This window comes from Pseudoalteromonas sp. GABNS16E (genome assembly GCF_028598715.1).
Classification (GTDB): Bacteria; Pseudomonadota; Gammaproteobacteria; order Enterobacterales; family Alteromonadaceae; genus Pseudoalteromonas; species Pseudoalteromonas atlantica.
In genome coordinates this window covers 1-14,886 of the sequence record NZ_JAQREZ010000027.1, presented here as the reverse complement: position 1 = coordinate 14,886, position 14,886 = coordinate 1, and the positions used below count along the sequence as shown (strand labels likewise).

At 39.6% G+C, this 14,886-nt stretch carries 11 protein-coding genes and 1 pseudogene; 5 read left to right on the top strand and 7 right to left on the bottom strand.

Annotated features, from left to right (window positions below; genetic code table 11):
• The first annotated feature begins 98 nt into the window (after positions 1–98).
• Positions 99–2,141 carry a glycoside hydrolase family 97 protein gene (locus PSI06_RS12005; protein ID WP_273603838.1) on the top strand — a complete coding sequence of 681 codons (2,043 nt, stop codon included), beginning with the start codon at positions 99–101 and terminating at the stop codon, positions 2,139–2,141.
• Between the two features lie 45 nt (positions 2,142–2,186).
• On the opposite strand, the gene envZ is transcribed toward PSI06_RS12005, so the two are convergent.
• Positions 2,187–3,503, bottom strand: coding sequence for a two-component system sensor histidine kinase EnvZ (envZ, locus tag PSI06_RS12000; protein ID WP_273603839.1), 1,317 nt, complete (start codon positions 3,501–3,503; stop codon positions 2,187–2,189).
• 5 nt (positions 3,504–3,508) lie between these two features.
• Complete coding sequence (gene ompR / locus PSI06_RS11995) at positions 3,509–4,228, bottom strand: osmolarity response regulator transcription factor OmpR (protein ID WP_004587537.1); 720 nt, start codon at positions 4,226–4,228, stop codon at positions 3,509–3,511.
• Positions 4,229–4,412: 184 nt separating this feature from the next.
• On the opposite strand from ompR, the pseudogene PSI06_RS11990 reads away from it, so the two are divergent.
• Positions 4,413–4,553 (top strand): annotated as a pseudogene (locus PSI06_RS11990) (transcription elongation factor GreB); the annotation flags it as partial.
• A 95-nt stretch (positions 4,554–4,648) separates the two neighbouring features.
• Here PSI06_RS11990 and PSI06_RS11985 read toward each other — a convergent pair.
• From PSI06_RS11985 to PSI06_RS11965, 5 genes are all read right to left on the bottom strand, one after another.
• Positions 4,649–5,935 (bottom strand): hypothetical protein, encoded by a 1,287-nt coding sequence (locus PSI06_RS11985; protein ID WP_165724145.1) that lies wholly within the window; start codon positions 5,933–5,935, stop codon positions 4,649–4,651.
• 516 nt (positions 5,936–6,451) lie between these two features.
• On the bottom strand, positions 6,452–8,962 hold the full coding sequence (gene hsdR / locus PSI06_RS11980) for an EcoAI/FtnUII family type I restriction enzme subunit R (protein WP_165724147.1): 2,511 nt from the start codon (positions 8,960–8,962) through the stop codon (positions 6,452–6,454).
• Entirely contained in the window at positions 8,962–10,149 is a 1,188-nt protein-coding gene (locus PSI06_RS11975; protein WP_240915905.1) for a restriction endonuclease subunit S, read from the bottom strand. Before PSI06_RS11975 ends, hsdR begins: the two co-directional genes overlap by 1 nt.
• Positions 10,149–11,615, bottom strand: coding sequence for a class I SAM-dependent DNA methyltransferase (locus PSI06_RS11970; protein WP_165724150.1), 1,467 nt, complete (start codon positions 11,613–11,615; stop codon positions 10,149–10,151). The genes PSI06_RS11975 and PSI06_RS11970 overlap by 1 nt, the downstream gene beginning before the upstream one ends.
• Positions 11,616–11,766: 151 nt before the next feature.
• A complete protein-coding gene (locus PSI06_RS11965) occupies positions 11,767–12,003 on the bottom strand; it encodes a helix-turn-helix domain-containing protein (RefSeq protein ID WP_004588153.1) in 237 nt (78 codons plus the stop codon).
• A gap of 100 nt (positions 12,004–12,103) precedes the next feature.
• Here PSI06_RS11965 and PSI06_RS11960 point away from each other — a divergent pair, with 100 nt between their 5' ends.
• The 3 genes from PSI06_RS11960 to PSI06_RS11950 all read left to right on the top strand — a co-directional run bounded on the left by PSI06_RS11960 (position 12,104) and on the right by PSI06_RS11950 (position 14,596).
• Entirely contained in the window at positions 12,104–12,628 is a 525-nt protein-coding gene (locus PSI06_RS11960; protein WP_165724152.1) for a hypothetical protein, read from the top strand.
• Positions 12,625–14,058, top strand: coding sequence for a DEAD/DEAH box helicase (locus PSI06_RS11955; RefSeq protein WP_165724154.1), 1,434 nt, complete (start codon positions 12,625–12,627; stop codon positions 14,056–14,058). Before PSI06_RS11960 ends, PSI06_RS11955 begins: the two co-directional genes overlap by 4 nt.
• Before the next feature lie 88 nt (positions 14,059–14,146).
• On the top strand, positions 14,147–14,596 hold the full coding sequence (locus PSI06_RS11950; protein WP_165724156.1) for an antitoxin Xre/MbcA/ParS toxin-binding domain-containing protein: 450 nt from the start codon (positions 14,147–14,149) through the stop codon (positions 14,594–14,596).
• Positions 14,597–14,886: the final 290 nt, after the last annotated feature.

Sequence of the window (14,886 nt, the reverse complement as noted above, 5' to 3'; positions counted from 1 at the left end):
CTATTTTTTAAAACATTGAATACGTATGTAGACAGTCGTATTAACAACTCACTGCCATTATCCTTAAAGGTCACCACCGACTCATCAAAGGACACACAATGAGAACATCCGCACTTTTACTACTGGCGTTTGCTGGCAATAGCTTTGCACAAACCGCTGTAGTTGAATCACCAAACTCACAAATAAAAGTGACTATTTCAGATGAAAATAGCACACCCAGCTACGCTATTAGCTTTAAAAACAAACCAGCTATAAACGCATCGCGCCTGGGTTTTGAATTTAAAACCCAAGCTGCATTTAGCGATGGTTTTAAAATTACTCATGTTAAGCAGCAAAGCGTAAATACCCAGTGGCAACAACCTTGGGGCGAGCGACAAACGGTTACTGATAAACACAACGAAGTTGCGGTTACGTTTACAAAAAACGAGCCTAACGCTGCAACCTACACAGTGCGCTTTAGAGCTTTTGATAGTGGCGTTGGGTTTAGATACGAAGTACCAAAACAAGCAGACTTTAAGCAAACACACATTACCAAAGAGCTCACCGAATTTGCCATTAACAATAACAACAATGCCACCGCATGGTGGATCCCCGCTCGCGGCTGGAACCGATACGAATACGTTTACAACACCACCGCATTAAATGACGTCCCCCTTGCACACACGCCGTTTACCTTAAAAACCAATGACGGTACCCATATAAGCATTCATGAAGCAGCCTTAGTTGATTACGCAGGCATGGTGCTTAATCAACGCCGCCCAGGCACTTTTAATGCCGATTTAACACCGTGGTCAGACGGCATTGCCGTTAAAAAACAAGGTGCGTTTAATACTCCTTGGCGCACCATTCAAATTGCCGACAGTGCGGTAGGCTTAGTCAATTCAGACATAATATTAAATTTAAACGAGCCTAATAAACTAGGCGATGTGTCGTGGGTAAAACCTGGCAAATACGTGGGTATTTGGTGGGGCATGCATATAAACACGCAAACCTGGGGCAGCGGCAAAAAGCACGGTGCCACTACACAAACCACTAAGTACTACATGGATTTTGCCGCAGAATATGGCTTTGATGGCGTACTAGTAGAAGGCTGGAACATAGGCTGGGACGGTGACTGGTTTTTTAATGGCGATGTATTTAGTTTTACACAACCCTACGACGACTTTGATATAGCGGCCCTTACTCAATACGGCAAACAAAAAGGCGTGCAGTTAATTGGCCACCACGAAACATCGGGTAATGTAAGTAACTACCGTGACCAAATGGAGGATGCCTTTGCCCTTTACGAAAAATCAAACGTAAGCCAAGTTAAAACGGGCTATGTAGCGGATGGCGGTAACATAAAACGCATAGACGAAAACGGCATTGCCCGTCATGAGTGGCACGACGGCCAATTTATGGTTAACGAGTACCTTTACAACGTAAAGCTGGCTGCTAAACATAAAATTAGTATTAACACCCACGAGCCGATAAAAGACACCGGCCTGCGCCGTACCTACCCAAACTGGATTGCGCGCGAAGGGGCACGCGGCCAAGAGTTTAATGCATGGGGCACGCCGCCTAACCCACCAGAGCACATTCCTATGCTGGCGTTTACCCGAATGCTGGCAGGGCCTATGGACTTTACCCCTGGTATTTTTGATATGGGCTTTAATGGCTTAGGCGATGATACAAACCGCCCACAAACAACGCTTGCCAAGCAGCTTGCACTTTATGTTGTGCTGTATAGCCCGATTCAAATGGCCGCCGACTTACCTAAAAACTATTTAGCCAAGCCTGATGCATTTCAATTTATTCAAGACGTACCAACCGATTGGCAGCAAAGTATTGCGCTTGATGGCGAAGTGGGCGACTTTATTGTTTTTGCCCGTAAAGAGCGCAAACGCGATAAATACTCAGGAAACGATTGGTACTTAGGCGCCGTAACCGACGAGAAAGCCCGAACTATTGAGGTAAAACTCGACTTTTTAGAAAAGGGTAAAAAGTTTGAAGCGCACATATACCAAGACGGTAAAAACGCTGAATGGAAAAACAATCCGTACGATTTAGATATCGAAAAGCGCGTAGTTAGCGCAAATGACAAGCTAACTTTAAAACTAGCAACAAGTGGTGGTACAGCAATCCGCTTTAAAGCACTTTAAGTTTTAACACTACTAACGTTATGGAAATAGCCAACTCTGCACAGCTTATTGTGCAGAGTTTTGTATTTTTATAGGTAAATAAATTTGTGCACTTAGGCCGCCTTCTGGGCGGTTTTCTAGCTTAACTTTACCATCGTGCATATCAATAATACGCTTAATAATGGCAAGGCCTAAACCACTACCCTCACTACCACGCGCGGTATCACCTTGTTTAAAAGGCTCAAATACCGATTCTAGTTCGCTTTCTGGTATACCGGGGCCGTTATCGTTTACCGCTATCACAACGTATTTTTTGTTTGAATTAAAGTAGCTTAATACTTCTATATCGCCGTCGGAATAACGCAGCGCGTTTTCAATCATGTTAGTAATTACACGCTTAATAGCCACACTACTTAACGGAACAAGCCCCACGCTGGGGTTGCCTTTAAAGGTAATAACGCGTTGCTGTTTAAGCTCACAATTAACCACTTCAGTCACTAGCGCATTTATATCTTCGCAAGCAAGCTTATCTGTTTTGTGGTGGCGTAAATACTCAATAAATTGATCGATAATGCCGTTCATATCTTCAATATCGTAAATAATGCCTTCGCGAAGGTAGTCATCTTCATCGTTCATCATTTCGGTGGCAAGGCGGATACGAGTAAGCGGAGTGCGTAAATCATGAGAAACACCGGCCATGAGTAAACGGCGGTCGTTTTCAAGAGCAGCTATACCGCGCGACATTTGGTTAAATGCACGGGTAACTTCTATAACTTCACTGGAGCCTTCTTCTTCAAGCTTGCTACTAAAATCGCCCTTACCCACTTTCACGGCTGCTTGCTGCAACGCCTTTAATGGGCGGTTTAAGTGTCGAGCAAATAGCCAGCCGCCTAACACACTTAAAAAACCAATACTTGATAAGTAAAACGTTAAAAATTCAAGGTTATTTTCTTGATATCCGCTAAGCGGTACTTTTACCCAGTAACCGGGTGCTTGCGGCGCTTCTACCCAATAAATCAGCGGGTCGGTTTGACTAATACGCACCCGAGCAGAACCATTTAATTGCTCAGACATACTACGCGACAGCATCGAGTATTCTCGGGTTTGACCCAGCCCTTGGCGCATTGCCTCGCGCTGCGTCATCACTTCTATACCTGTAATTTCAAAAAACTTTTCAGATACTTCGTCGTTTATCTCTACGCCGTCTTCCCAGTCTATAAATACCGTTTTAATTTGCTTAGCGAGCATTAAATTTACTTGCTCTATGGTTGGTTTTACAACGTAAAAGCTCACCGTTACATACGACACTATTTGGTTAATTAGCAGTAAAGCGGCCACTAAAAATACAGTTTGGCCAAACGCACTACGCGGAAAAAATCCCATATAAACTACTTATCACCGTCAGGAACAAACACATAACCCAAACCCCATACAGTTTGAATATAGCGCGGGTTGGCGGCATCCACTTCTATCATGCGGCGCAGTCGCGATACTTGCACATCAATACTGCGCTCAAGCGCACTGTAATCTCGCCCACGGGCAAGGTTCATTAGTTTATCGCGGCTAAGTGGCTCGCGCGGGTGCGATACAAGGGCTTTAAGTACGGCAAATTCACCACTGGTGAGCGAAATGGTTTTATCGCCCTCGCTCATTTCGCGCGTGGCTAAATTAAGCGTAAATTGCCCAAAGGCTATTAAGTTTTCTTCCGCTGCGGGTGCGCCCGGCACTTCTTTGGCGCGGCGGCGTAAAATAGCTTTTATGCGAGCCAGTAATTCGCGCGGGTTAAACGGTTTCGGGATGTAGTCGTCTGCGCCTAGTTCAAGGCCTATAATACGGTCGACCTCATCGCCTTTTGCTGTCAGCATCACAATAGGGATTTCGTTTTCTTTTTGGCGTAGCCGGCGGCAAATAGATAAACCATCTTCGCCTGGTAGCATTAGATCAAGCACCATTAAGTGAAAGTTCTCTCGCTCAATGAGTCTATCCATTTGCTCTGAGTTTGCGGCGGTTCTAACAATAAAGCCTTGCTCTACTAAATAACGCTCTAGTAAGCTGCGCAGGCGCATATCGTCATCTACAACTAATACTTTTGTGGTTTCGTGTCCCATTGCGTGTTTCTTATTTTTATTTCCAATTAATAGTTAATATAAATGAAAAACTTAATAATCAAAATCTAATTGCGCGCTTAGATTGTTACTGAACATTTCAAAGTTATAATATTAAAGTTTACACTCGACAAATTTTAGCAATTTTAATAACGTGCACAGCATTAGAGTTAATGAATAAAAGCCCATGAAAACAAATTTAATAACCCGCGAAGGTTACTTACAATTACAGCAAGAGCACGACCATTTATGGAACGTTAAACGCCCTGAAGTCACTAAAATAGTGAGTTGGGCGGCAAGCCTTGGCGATCGCTCAGAAAATGCAGACTTAAGATTATAACCCCAGAAAACATACTATGCATACAAAGTTCACATTAAAAACAACAACTTATAAATAGTACACGTACTATTTTAATGTACTCTTCAACTTAGTAAAGATGGAACATTAAACTCAATTGTTGCACCTGATATCCAGGAGTCCAAAACCTCCTCATTTGTTAAATGAAACCAGTTAAAGCAATCTTCATTAAATTCCCTACAAAAAAAAGCCTCCATTTCTGATACTCTAATATTTTCAGGCAATCTACGAGTGTAAACAGCAGAGTAATTCTTTCTTTTTATTAAGTCTAAATACTCTTCTATTCTCTTTGTTAAAAGTTTATCAGATATGTAACTGGGGATATTTCTGTTATATAAATATGCACTTAAATTTCTTGCTTCTTTGTATACAACATAGCTAATAATCGGTAATGAATAATTTTTGGCAAGGTACTGTAAAAGATTCCCAAAACGGAGTGATTTTTGCACTGTAACTTTAAAGTCACAACAAGCGTCTTCTATAATCAACAGGATGTTGTATATCCTATTTTTTTCCAATAGTTCTTGAATCTCCTCTACATCATTCTTACTAACTTTGCGAGCGCAAATATCATCATATAACCTCTTAGTTAATTCGCTAACTGAGCTATATTCCTCAGAGTAGCGTAAGTACAATCCAAAGGAGTTGATGAATGAAGTCGAATAAGTTGGCAATTCAGATAAAATATTATCTTCGCGAATAAATAGATGCAAACAAGCGCCTAGAAAAGATCTTATAGATTCACGACCTTGAGCTTGAGCCTCCCTAAAGTCATGCTCAGTGATGCGGACTAAAAAACCTTTGGAAATTAAGCTTTTCATCATTCTTTTTTCTGCTTCTTCGCAACCGAGAGTTTCTGAATGAGCATCGTAATGATGCTTAATCGGCGCCTTATTGCCATCATTAAACCGTGTAAGTAGAAGAAATAAATATAGTTTTTCGATATATGTTAAACAAGAAATTGTACTTTCAGACTTTAGCCTCTGCTCAATATACTCACCTAACTTTTCTATTGTTAATTTTCCATCTTTTAAATAGCACTCAACAAGGCAACTTTTACACACATATCGCTCAGACTCAAACTGCTCAATGCACTCTTTACGAGTAGAAAATAGTTTTTTTTTATTGCAGCTATCGCAGTTAAATGCTGAATGAACATTGGTACAGCTACTTTTACTTTTTATTATTGACAAAGGCTTATCTAGTTTGCTTTTAAATTCTTTAAATACATTTTGAGCATTATTTGCAAATTTAATATTCTCACCTTTCTCTAATTCCCAAAATTGATTTATTAGTTCAACTTCAGCTTCACTAACCGCTTGTTCATAACAAATATAAGCGTAATTTTTCATTTTTTTCCAGACAAAGAAAGCCTAAAGAATTGGCTTCAATTAGTTTATTAGTAATTTATTACTATTCTAAATGTAAAACACCTAAATTCAAACAAAGTTAACAATATACATTTTTACTTTCATTTTTATAAACTAAGACTGAACTATTACATCTATAACTTGCTTTTATGCTATGGCTGGGTGCAACAGTATTCCCTATTACAGCAAATTAAGTAGAGAATGATATGGGTATCATGATGTGTCTGGATTTAAACGAAAATGTTTAATTAGTCATTAGAAATTCGATAAACAAAATAACGTAAGTGCATAGCTAAATGAATTTAAAAAATTCCTGAGGAAAATTTGAAACTTATGCTCAAACGCGTTGGCTACAGTATAATATTCTGAGTATCAATGTATGAGTAAACGCTATTAAAGCAGTATTTATTTGAACCTGTTATATGTAGTAGCTCAGAGACATCAACTTGAGAAAGTTAATTCGTTGTTCCTCCGCTTACAGATAGTTATATAATTTAACTACCTTGCATACAAATACTTCTGAAAACCAATAAACGTATCGCGTATCGCTGTCGGTGATCCAAACTCAATGGCGGCGTCGTTAATGGTGTTGTATTTAAGCTCTACTAAACTGCGCATTTTTTTAGGTGCGAGTTCTTGCACGCCATCTTCAATGTATTTACTTAATATAAAGTTTATAAACTCTTGTTGTTTATAATCGCTAAAAGCAGAGTTTATTTTAGGTTTTGCTTGTTGAGCTCGTTCAGTGCGTGTTTGTGCCTCTGAGGCATACGCTACGTAGGATAAAACATCGTATACATCGCTGTCTTGTGCATCAATTACGGCTTTCATACTATCGAGTTTTTCGCTATCGTAGCCCGCTTCGGTTAAATCTTCTAATAGCTTTTCGCGAGTGGTTGGATCGCTCCAGATTTCGCGTAGTTGGTCTTCATTTTCAAAAAAGCGCGGTAAGTCGTCAAACATACGTTCAACAAATTCTTTTGCTGTAATGGGCTTGCCTTCAGCATTCCAGTACATTGCTGAGGAAATATGCTTAATTTGTCGTGTACGGCCGTCTGAGAGCTTTATTTCAAGCTTTTCACATACACATGGTCTTTCGCCACATTTATCACAGCCTTCAGGCTCTGGTTTTTCACAAATACATAGTTTTTGTTCACACACCTTGCACGGTTTCTTTTCACCGGCTCCATCCCCGCCAGTGTCTTCACATTGGCATGGAGTTGTGCCGCACTCTGAGCATACTTCGCTGGGTATTGGCTCGCCATCCCAAGCAGGGTCGGCAAAGTTATGGTGCGCTTTTACAAAGTCGTAAATTGTAAAGTAGTCTTTGCCATCGTATGTGCGAGTGCCTCGCCCTATTATCTGCTTAAACTCAATCATATTCTTACAAGGGCGCATAAGCACAATATTGCGTACATTACGTGCATCTACACCGGTAGAGAGTTTGCGTGAGGTGGTTAAAATTGTCGGAATGGTTTTTTCGTTATCACAGAAGGTTTTTAAATCATTTTCACCCGCGACACCATCGTTAGCGGTGACACGAACACAATAGTTAGTGTTGGTAGTCCAGCCTTTTTTAACTGCGTACTGATTAATAAAATCGCGTACCATACCGGCATGAACTTGTGTTGCACAAAACACGATGGTTTTTTCTTTAGGATTAAAGTGATCCATCCAATAGTGCACACGGCGCTCTTCGCGCTGAGGTATGGTAATAATACGGTTAAAGTCACCTTCTTTATATAGTTTACCAGGCTCAGGATCGCCTTTTACAACAACACCATCTCCCTCTATGTACTTGTACTCATCCATAGTGCCAACAATGGGTAACACTTTAAATGGCGTTAAAAAACCATCGTTAATGCCTTCTTTTAATGTGTAGCTGTAAACGGGTTCGCCAAAGTAACCATAGGTATCAGCGTTATCGGTACGCTTTGGTGTGGCAGTTAAGCCTAGCTGAACTGCGGGTTCAAAGTGTTTAAGAATATCGCGCCAAGCACTTTCATCATTCGCGCCACCACGGTGACATTCATCAATAATAATTAAATCAAAAAAATCAGCTGGGTATTGTTCGTAATACGGGTTTTCTGCCTTTTTGAGTGGCGCATTTTCATCTTCTTCTGTTGTGGCTTCTTTTAATTCAGTTTTAGGCCCACACATAAGAGTATGAAAAATTGTAAAAAATACGCTAGCATTTTTCGGCACACCGCCTCGTTTACGTATATCTTCAGGGGTGATACGCACAATGGCATCATCACCAAACGAATAAAAATCGTTAAACGCCTGATTAGCTAATATATTACGGTCGGCCAAAAATAAAATACGGGGGCGCTTTTTAGCAAGGCTAACGTCTTTTTGTGCAGTTAAGCTCCAACGAGTTTTAAATAACTTCCATGCGGTTTGAAAGCCAATACAGGTTTTACCTGTACCTGTGGCCAATGTTAGCAGGATGCGATTTTTACCTTGGGCAATGGCTTCAAGAGCATTATGAATGGCGTTTTCTTGATAATAACGCGGTGCCCAATCGCCTTTGGCCTCAAAGGGAATAGTAGAGAACGCATCACGCCAAGCTGTCGTATAATCCGCTTCTGGTGCATCGCCTTTTTGCTCAAAGGTTAACTCCCAAAGCGCTTGGGGAGACATATATTCATCTACCAGCGTCTCAATACCTGTGAGCATATCAATCTGGTAAATCTCATGGCCGTTGGTGGCATATGCAATACGGCATTGCAGGCGTTGTGCATAGTCTTTCGCTTGGCGCACACCTTCGCTATAAGTAAGGCTTTCTTTTTTTGCCTCTACTGCGGCAAGCTTACGGCCTTTATATACCAACACATAATCGCAAGGCACTTTGTTAGCGCGTTTGCCACCCGCCATAATTTGGCCTGGGCAAATAAGCTCACGACGAATAAAGCTGCTATCAACTTCACCCCAACCTGAAGCAACCAATTTAGGATCAATTAAATCCGCGCGTGTATCTGCTTCGTTACGCATCCTTGCTTGTGACATTAGGCCACTGCTCCTTTGTTTGTATCAACCTCAAGCGTTTTCGTTAACTTACCTGAAAAGGCTTTTTGTAGGATAGATTTTTTGAGTTCTTCGATATTTGTAAGTTTTTTCATGTAAAGACTTTCTAGTGATTCGATCTCTTTCTCTAGAATTTTTAGGTTCTTAATAACCTCATGTTGTCCATCTAAAGAAGGCATTGGAATTTGAAGGCTTCTCACGTTGTCTTTAGTAATTGTTTGTGTTGCTGCACCTTTTAGTCTTGGCGCTATTTGGGCTTTCCCACTACTAGAGTTTAAATAGCGGTAAATATATTCATTATTCGCTTTGGATGGATCCAAGCGAATTAAAAATAAATTCATTGCTAAAGAACAAGGCCGGTCAGTTTCAGGCATAAAATACACCTTTCCAGCATTTCCTATTTTACTCATAATAATTTCGCCACCGAACAATTTACTCTTTGTTAAATAGTTATAAGCATGCTCGGTAATATATCGCTTTTCATTTTTGAATTTCTTTTCAAAGTCAGTACTTCTAACCATCCAAGCAAAATCTTCCTGCTCTTTTAGTTCTACATGTTGCTTTAAAACTTTATAACTACCATTAGCATGATAGTCAGTCAGCACATCTACCACATCTCCCAACTCAACACTCTGAACCTTTTTACCACGCTGGCTAAACACTTGCTGCAAGTAGCTTTCAAACAGCTCGCGGGCGTTTTTGAGGTTTTGCTCAGTCTTGGCGCGGGCTTGTTCTATGTCGGCAAAGGCCTGTTCGAGTATGGCGACGATGCATTTTTGTTCTTTTATTTCGGGAATTTGAACACTAATCGAATAAACATTATTTCTATTTATTCCTGGCTTTACACCAGTTGCTAAACTAGGTAAATCTAAACGAGATAATAAGTGATAAATAAACATTAAATCGTATTTCGTAGCATCAAAATTCACAAAATAAGTGACGTCTAAGGGCCAAAACTTCTCTTCTGTTAGGGTAATTTCTCCAGCCGATCCTTTACGCCCAACAATAATAGTTTTTTTATCAAAATAGAACTCATCACTTCGGCACTTAACTCCATTAGCTCCATATGCTGGGTATAACCCATCAACCTTTCTTTTGACCTTATCCAAAGGCTTTCCATACTCAAGAGTAAGAAAGTCACCTATTTTCTTTTTCCTCCAACCTTCCATCACAACAACTCCTGAATTTTACCCAGAATTGCTTCGCTTTCTTTATCCAGGGCGATGATTTCTTCAATGATTGCTTGCGGTTCACGCAGTGGGGCTTCTTCTGCTTGATTGGGGTTTTTAACCGATAAATCCCATGTTGCCTCATCCAGTTCAGTTGTTGTTAATGACCAAGACTTAGCACTATCTGCAAAGTCTTTTTGTAGCTCGATAAATTCTTTTAAGTCTTTGTCGTTTAGTGGATTGGTTTTACCCAAGCTGCGGCCAGGATCTAACTGATAGAACCAGGTTTTTTGTGTCGGCTCGCCTTTGGTGAAAAACAACACCACAGTTTTTACTCCTGCGCCTAAAAAGGTTTTGGCTGGGCAATCGAGCACGGTGTGTAAGTTGCAGTTTTCTAATAGCTCTTTGCGTAAGGCAATGGCGGCGTTATCGGTATTCGATAAAAAGGTGTTTTTAATAACAATAGCTGCACGGCCACCAGGCTTTAGCATTTTGATAAAGTGCTGCAAAAACAAGAAGGCAGTCTCACCGGTTTTAATCGGGAAATTTTGCTGAACTTCTTTACGCTCTTTACCACCAAACGGTGGGTTAGCTAATACAATGTCGTGCTGGTTGCTTGGGGTAATGTCTTGTAGGTTTTCGCCCAGGGTATTGGTATGAATAACGTTAGGTGCTTCGATGCCATGTAGAATCATGTTCATAATGGCAATAACGTACGCTAACGACTTTTTCTCTTTGGCGTAGAAAGTGTTTTCTTGCAGGGTTTTTAAGTCACTGGTTGAAAGCTGTTTATTGCTAGCACCACCTTGGCGAAGGTAGTCGTAGGCTTCACATAAGAAACCCGCCGAGCCTGCGGCACCGTCGTATATGGTTTCGCCAATTTGCGGCTGTAATACATCGATCATGGCGCGAATCAATGGGCGTGGTGTGTAGTATTCGCCCCCGTTACGGCCAGCGTTACCCATGTTTTTGATTTTAACTTCGTACAGGTGTGAAAGCTCGTGCTTTTCTTCTTGTGAGCGAAAACGTAATTCGTCTACTTTTTCGAGTGCGTCGCGAAGTGAGTAGCCACTTTGAATTTTGTTTTTGATCTCGCTAAAGATTTCACCAATTTTGTATTCAATAGTGTCAGGGCTTTTAGCACGTAACTTAAAACCTTTGAGGTAAGGGAATAACTCGCCATCGACAAAATCCATTAAGTCGCTACCTGTTAAGGCGTTATCGTGATCAAACTCACCATTAGCGGTTTTAGGTGCAGCCCATGAACTCCAGCGGTACTCTTCATCAATAATATATTGGTAGTCTTCTGCCATTAACTCGGCTTCTTGAGACTTGGTAAACTCTAAGTCATCAAGGTATTTTAAAAATAGCATCCACGACGATTGCTCGGTGTAATCTAGCTCACTAGAGCAGCCTGCATCTTTATGAAAAATGTCGTCGATATTTTTAAAGGTTTGTTCAAACATGTAAGTTAAGTCCTTGCTAGCCAGAGAGTTAAAGATGATTTATTTTACTTAAAGCAACTCACTCGCTTATTTATATTCCTGAGGTAATAGTGATTAATATACCCTAATTAATTAAAAAATTAATAATATATTGGTACCAAGTAGTTTTTGGTTAATCTAGGTCAATTTTATACTTTTGCCTTGCCGGTAGTATCTCTTCAAACTCGCAATTTAATGCGTTTACTAATTTATATAAGGTTTCGAGCTTAATATTAACATTACCTCTTTCCATTTTTCCGTAATTACCGCGCTCTATACCGACATAGGCAGCAAACCCTTCTTGCGAATAGCCTGCTTCTTTGCGTTTTTCTCGTAGCTTTTCACCAAAATGTTTAACTAAATCACTCACCTGATTTTCCTCAAGGCAAAATGATTAGATTTTCATGTTGAGGGCTTAACTACCACGCCCTATAATACCCATTATTATATGAAGTTTATTAGGATTTACTTTGAAATTTGACCCTCTCGTAGCTCAAATTATTGTTGCACCAAATTTTGATAACTTCACAACAAGTGATGTGCGTTCGGCGTACTTAGCATTAAAAAGTGATTCTTCTTTAGTACCTACAGCAGTTAGGCGAAGTATATACGCAGAACTGATCAAGCTTGTTAAAAAAGGCTGGCTGAAAAAGGTGGTATCAAATAAAAAAGGATTTACGCGATTCAATAAAACTGAGAGCTTTAACGTTGAGGCAATTACTCATTTAGCTAGTGCCATACCTATTGCAACAACAGAAAAGGCAGATGATAAACACGCACTGTTACTTAGTAAGTTAAATCACTACAAAGCCGAGCTATTATTGAATATGGGTGAATCTGAGGCATATAAAGAGCTTTATTTGGAGTCACCCGAATTAGTAGATGAGCTTCAGCCACAATACAACAAAGCGAGAGACAACAATACAAGAATACTTGGCAAGATTAGAGCGATTGAAGGCTTACTGAAGCAAAACGAAGCATTAGAGAAAATATGAAACTAAGACTATGGCAAGCCGAGTGTATTAATTTAGCGCTTACACAATACCAGAACGGCAATAGCCACTTTTTAGCCTTGGCAACTCCAGGGTCAGGTAAAACTTTGATGGCCTCAGAATTAGCCAATCAATTATTAAAAAATAATATGGTCGATTTAATCATTTGTTTTTCACCGTCGTCTATTGTTTCTCAGGACTTTAAGGAAAGCTTACAGCTAAAAACGAATGAACGATTTGATGGGCTTATTGGCGCTAAAGGTAGAGCTTTAACCTATCAAAGCTTACAGTATTTAGATGTGCACTTTTGGCAGCTATTTGAACGGTATCGTGTTTTTGTAATATTTGATGAAATTCATCATTGCGCTGGCTCTAATATTGACAATGCCAATGCATGGGGTGAGCAGATAATTCTTAACATTCAAAATAAAGCACAATACACATTAGCCTTAACAGGCACCCCTTGGCGTTCTGACGCTGCTCCTATTGTTCTTTCATCATATCAGCAGCCTAACAATAAAATAGCGTGTGATTACGTTTACGGGCTTTCTGAGGCTATTGGAGATAATGTTTGTCGGGTTCCACAAATAGTAGCTGTTGATAATAGCCGCATTACAGTTGTAGATGACGCTGAAACCAAAACATTTAACTGCTTTAAAGCGTTATTAAACGACTCTGGCGTTTCTTATCAAGAAATTATTGAAAATGAAGCGGTAATAAAATACATGATTTCTTCAGCTCAAAAAAAGCTTACTTCAATCAGGTTGAAAAACCCCGACGCAGCGGGGTTGATTGTTGCATCATCTGTTGAGCATGCCCATCAAATCTCTATGTTAATGCGAACTCACTTTGACGAGGATAGCATTGTTGTAACCTACCGAGAAAATGAACCTACAAGTATTATTCAGCAGTTTAGGTATGCACAAACTAAGTGGATTATTTCTGTTGGTATGATTAGCGAAGGTACAAACATCCCTCGTTTGCAGGTTTGCTGTCACCTTACAAACATAAAAACAGAAATGCATTTTAGGCAAATATTGGGCCGCATACTGAGGGTAACAAACTCTAAAAACCAAGAAGCGATTATGTACATGCCCGCCGAACCTAAGCTTTTAGAGTATGCGTATAGGGTTAATCAAGATGTTCCATTTGAAGCTGATGTAGTTAAGTTTGAAAAGATTGAGACTGCTGCTGGAAATAATACCGTAGATGAAAATTCAAGCGATATTACTTTTAATAAACAAAGTAAAAAAACTTCCAAAACCCAGTTCGATTTTGATAACTTTGCTGACTTTTTTGAGCAGCCAGCTATGAGCAATAGATCTGAAGCGACAGAGGAGCATTTTTTAACCGACGCCTATGAGCGAATTATTAATATATCAGGCCGCTTTCAGCAAGAGGCTATTGCTTTGGGGTTAAGTGAATTGCGGTAAATACACTAGAATTTACCTCAAGTAGACCTCTACAGGTAACATCGATTTCAGTTACACGAGGAAACATAATTTAATTTAAGGTGTTGCTATGTATAACTTCTCTGAAATTCATAAACAAATAGACCTTACAGAGATTTTAAGCAATAGAAATATCAGTGAAAAATCTAGTCATCTAGAACAAATTAACTTTATACATCAAGGTGTAGATATCAAAAATGCTGAGCGTTTAAGGATAGAGCTAGGCTGGGATATACGAGCATTTTCTTCAGCTATTAGAACTAGCAAGAGCTCATATGTACGCTATAAAAAAGAATTAAAGCCCTTAAATACCACTTTAAGTGAAAATGCATTTGAAATTGCAAAAGTCTGCTCTTTTTGTCTTAATTACTTTGAAAATATAGAACGTTTTAATATTTGGTTAAATACCTCGTCACTCCAATTCGACTCTAAAAAACCTTTAACATTTATAGATACAATAGCTGGCCGTGAATTAATTAAAAATACCGTAAACAGGCTCAAATATGGCTATAACGCCTAAGAGTAAAGTGTCTTAGGACGTAAAGCGCACGATCAACAGACTGCCAACATGAAACCAAGTTCTATCCTTTTCTTAACTTAACAAGAAGCTATCACTTTAGAGATTAAAACGTTGATTTGAGCTTATTAATGACTCAATTTTCTCTGATAGTCGCATTTGTGCACAGACTGTGTGAAAACTCTGATCACCTTTTGGTCTAAGTATGTTCTGCTTATGATCTATTAATCTATACATTTAGTTCACTTAATATACTGATATTTATATAATTAGACTATTGATTCAGTTGAGGG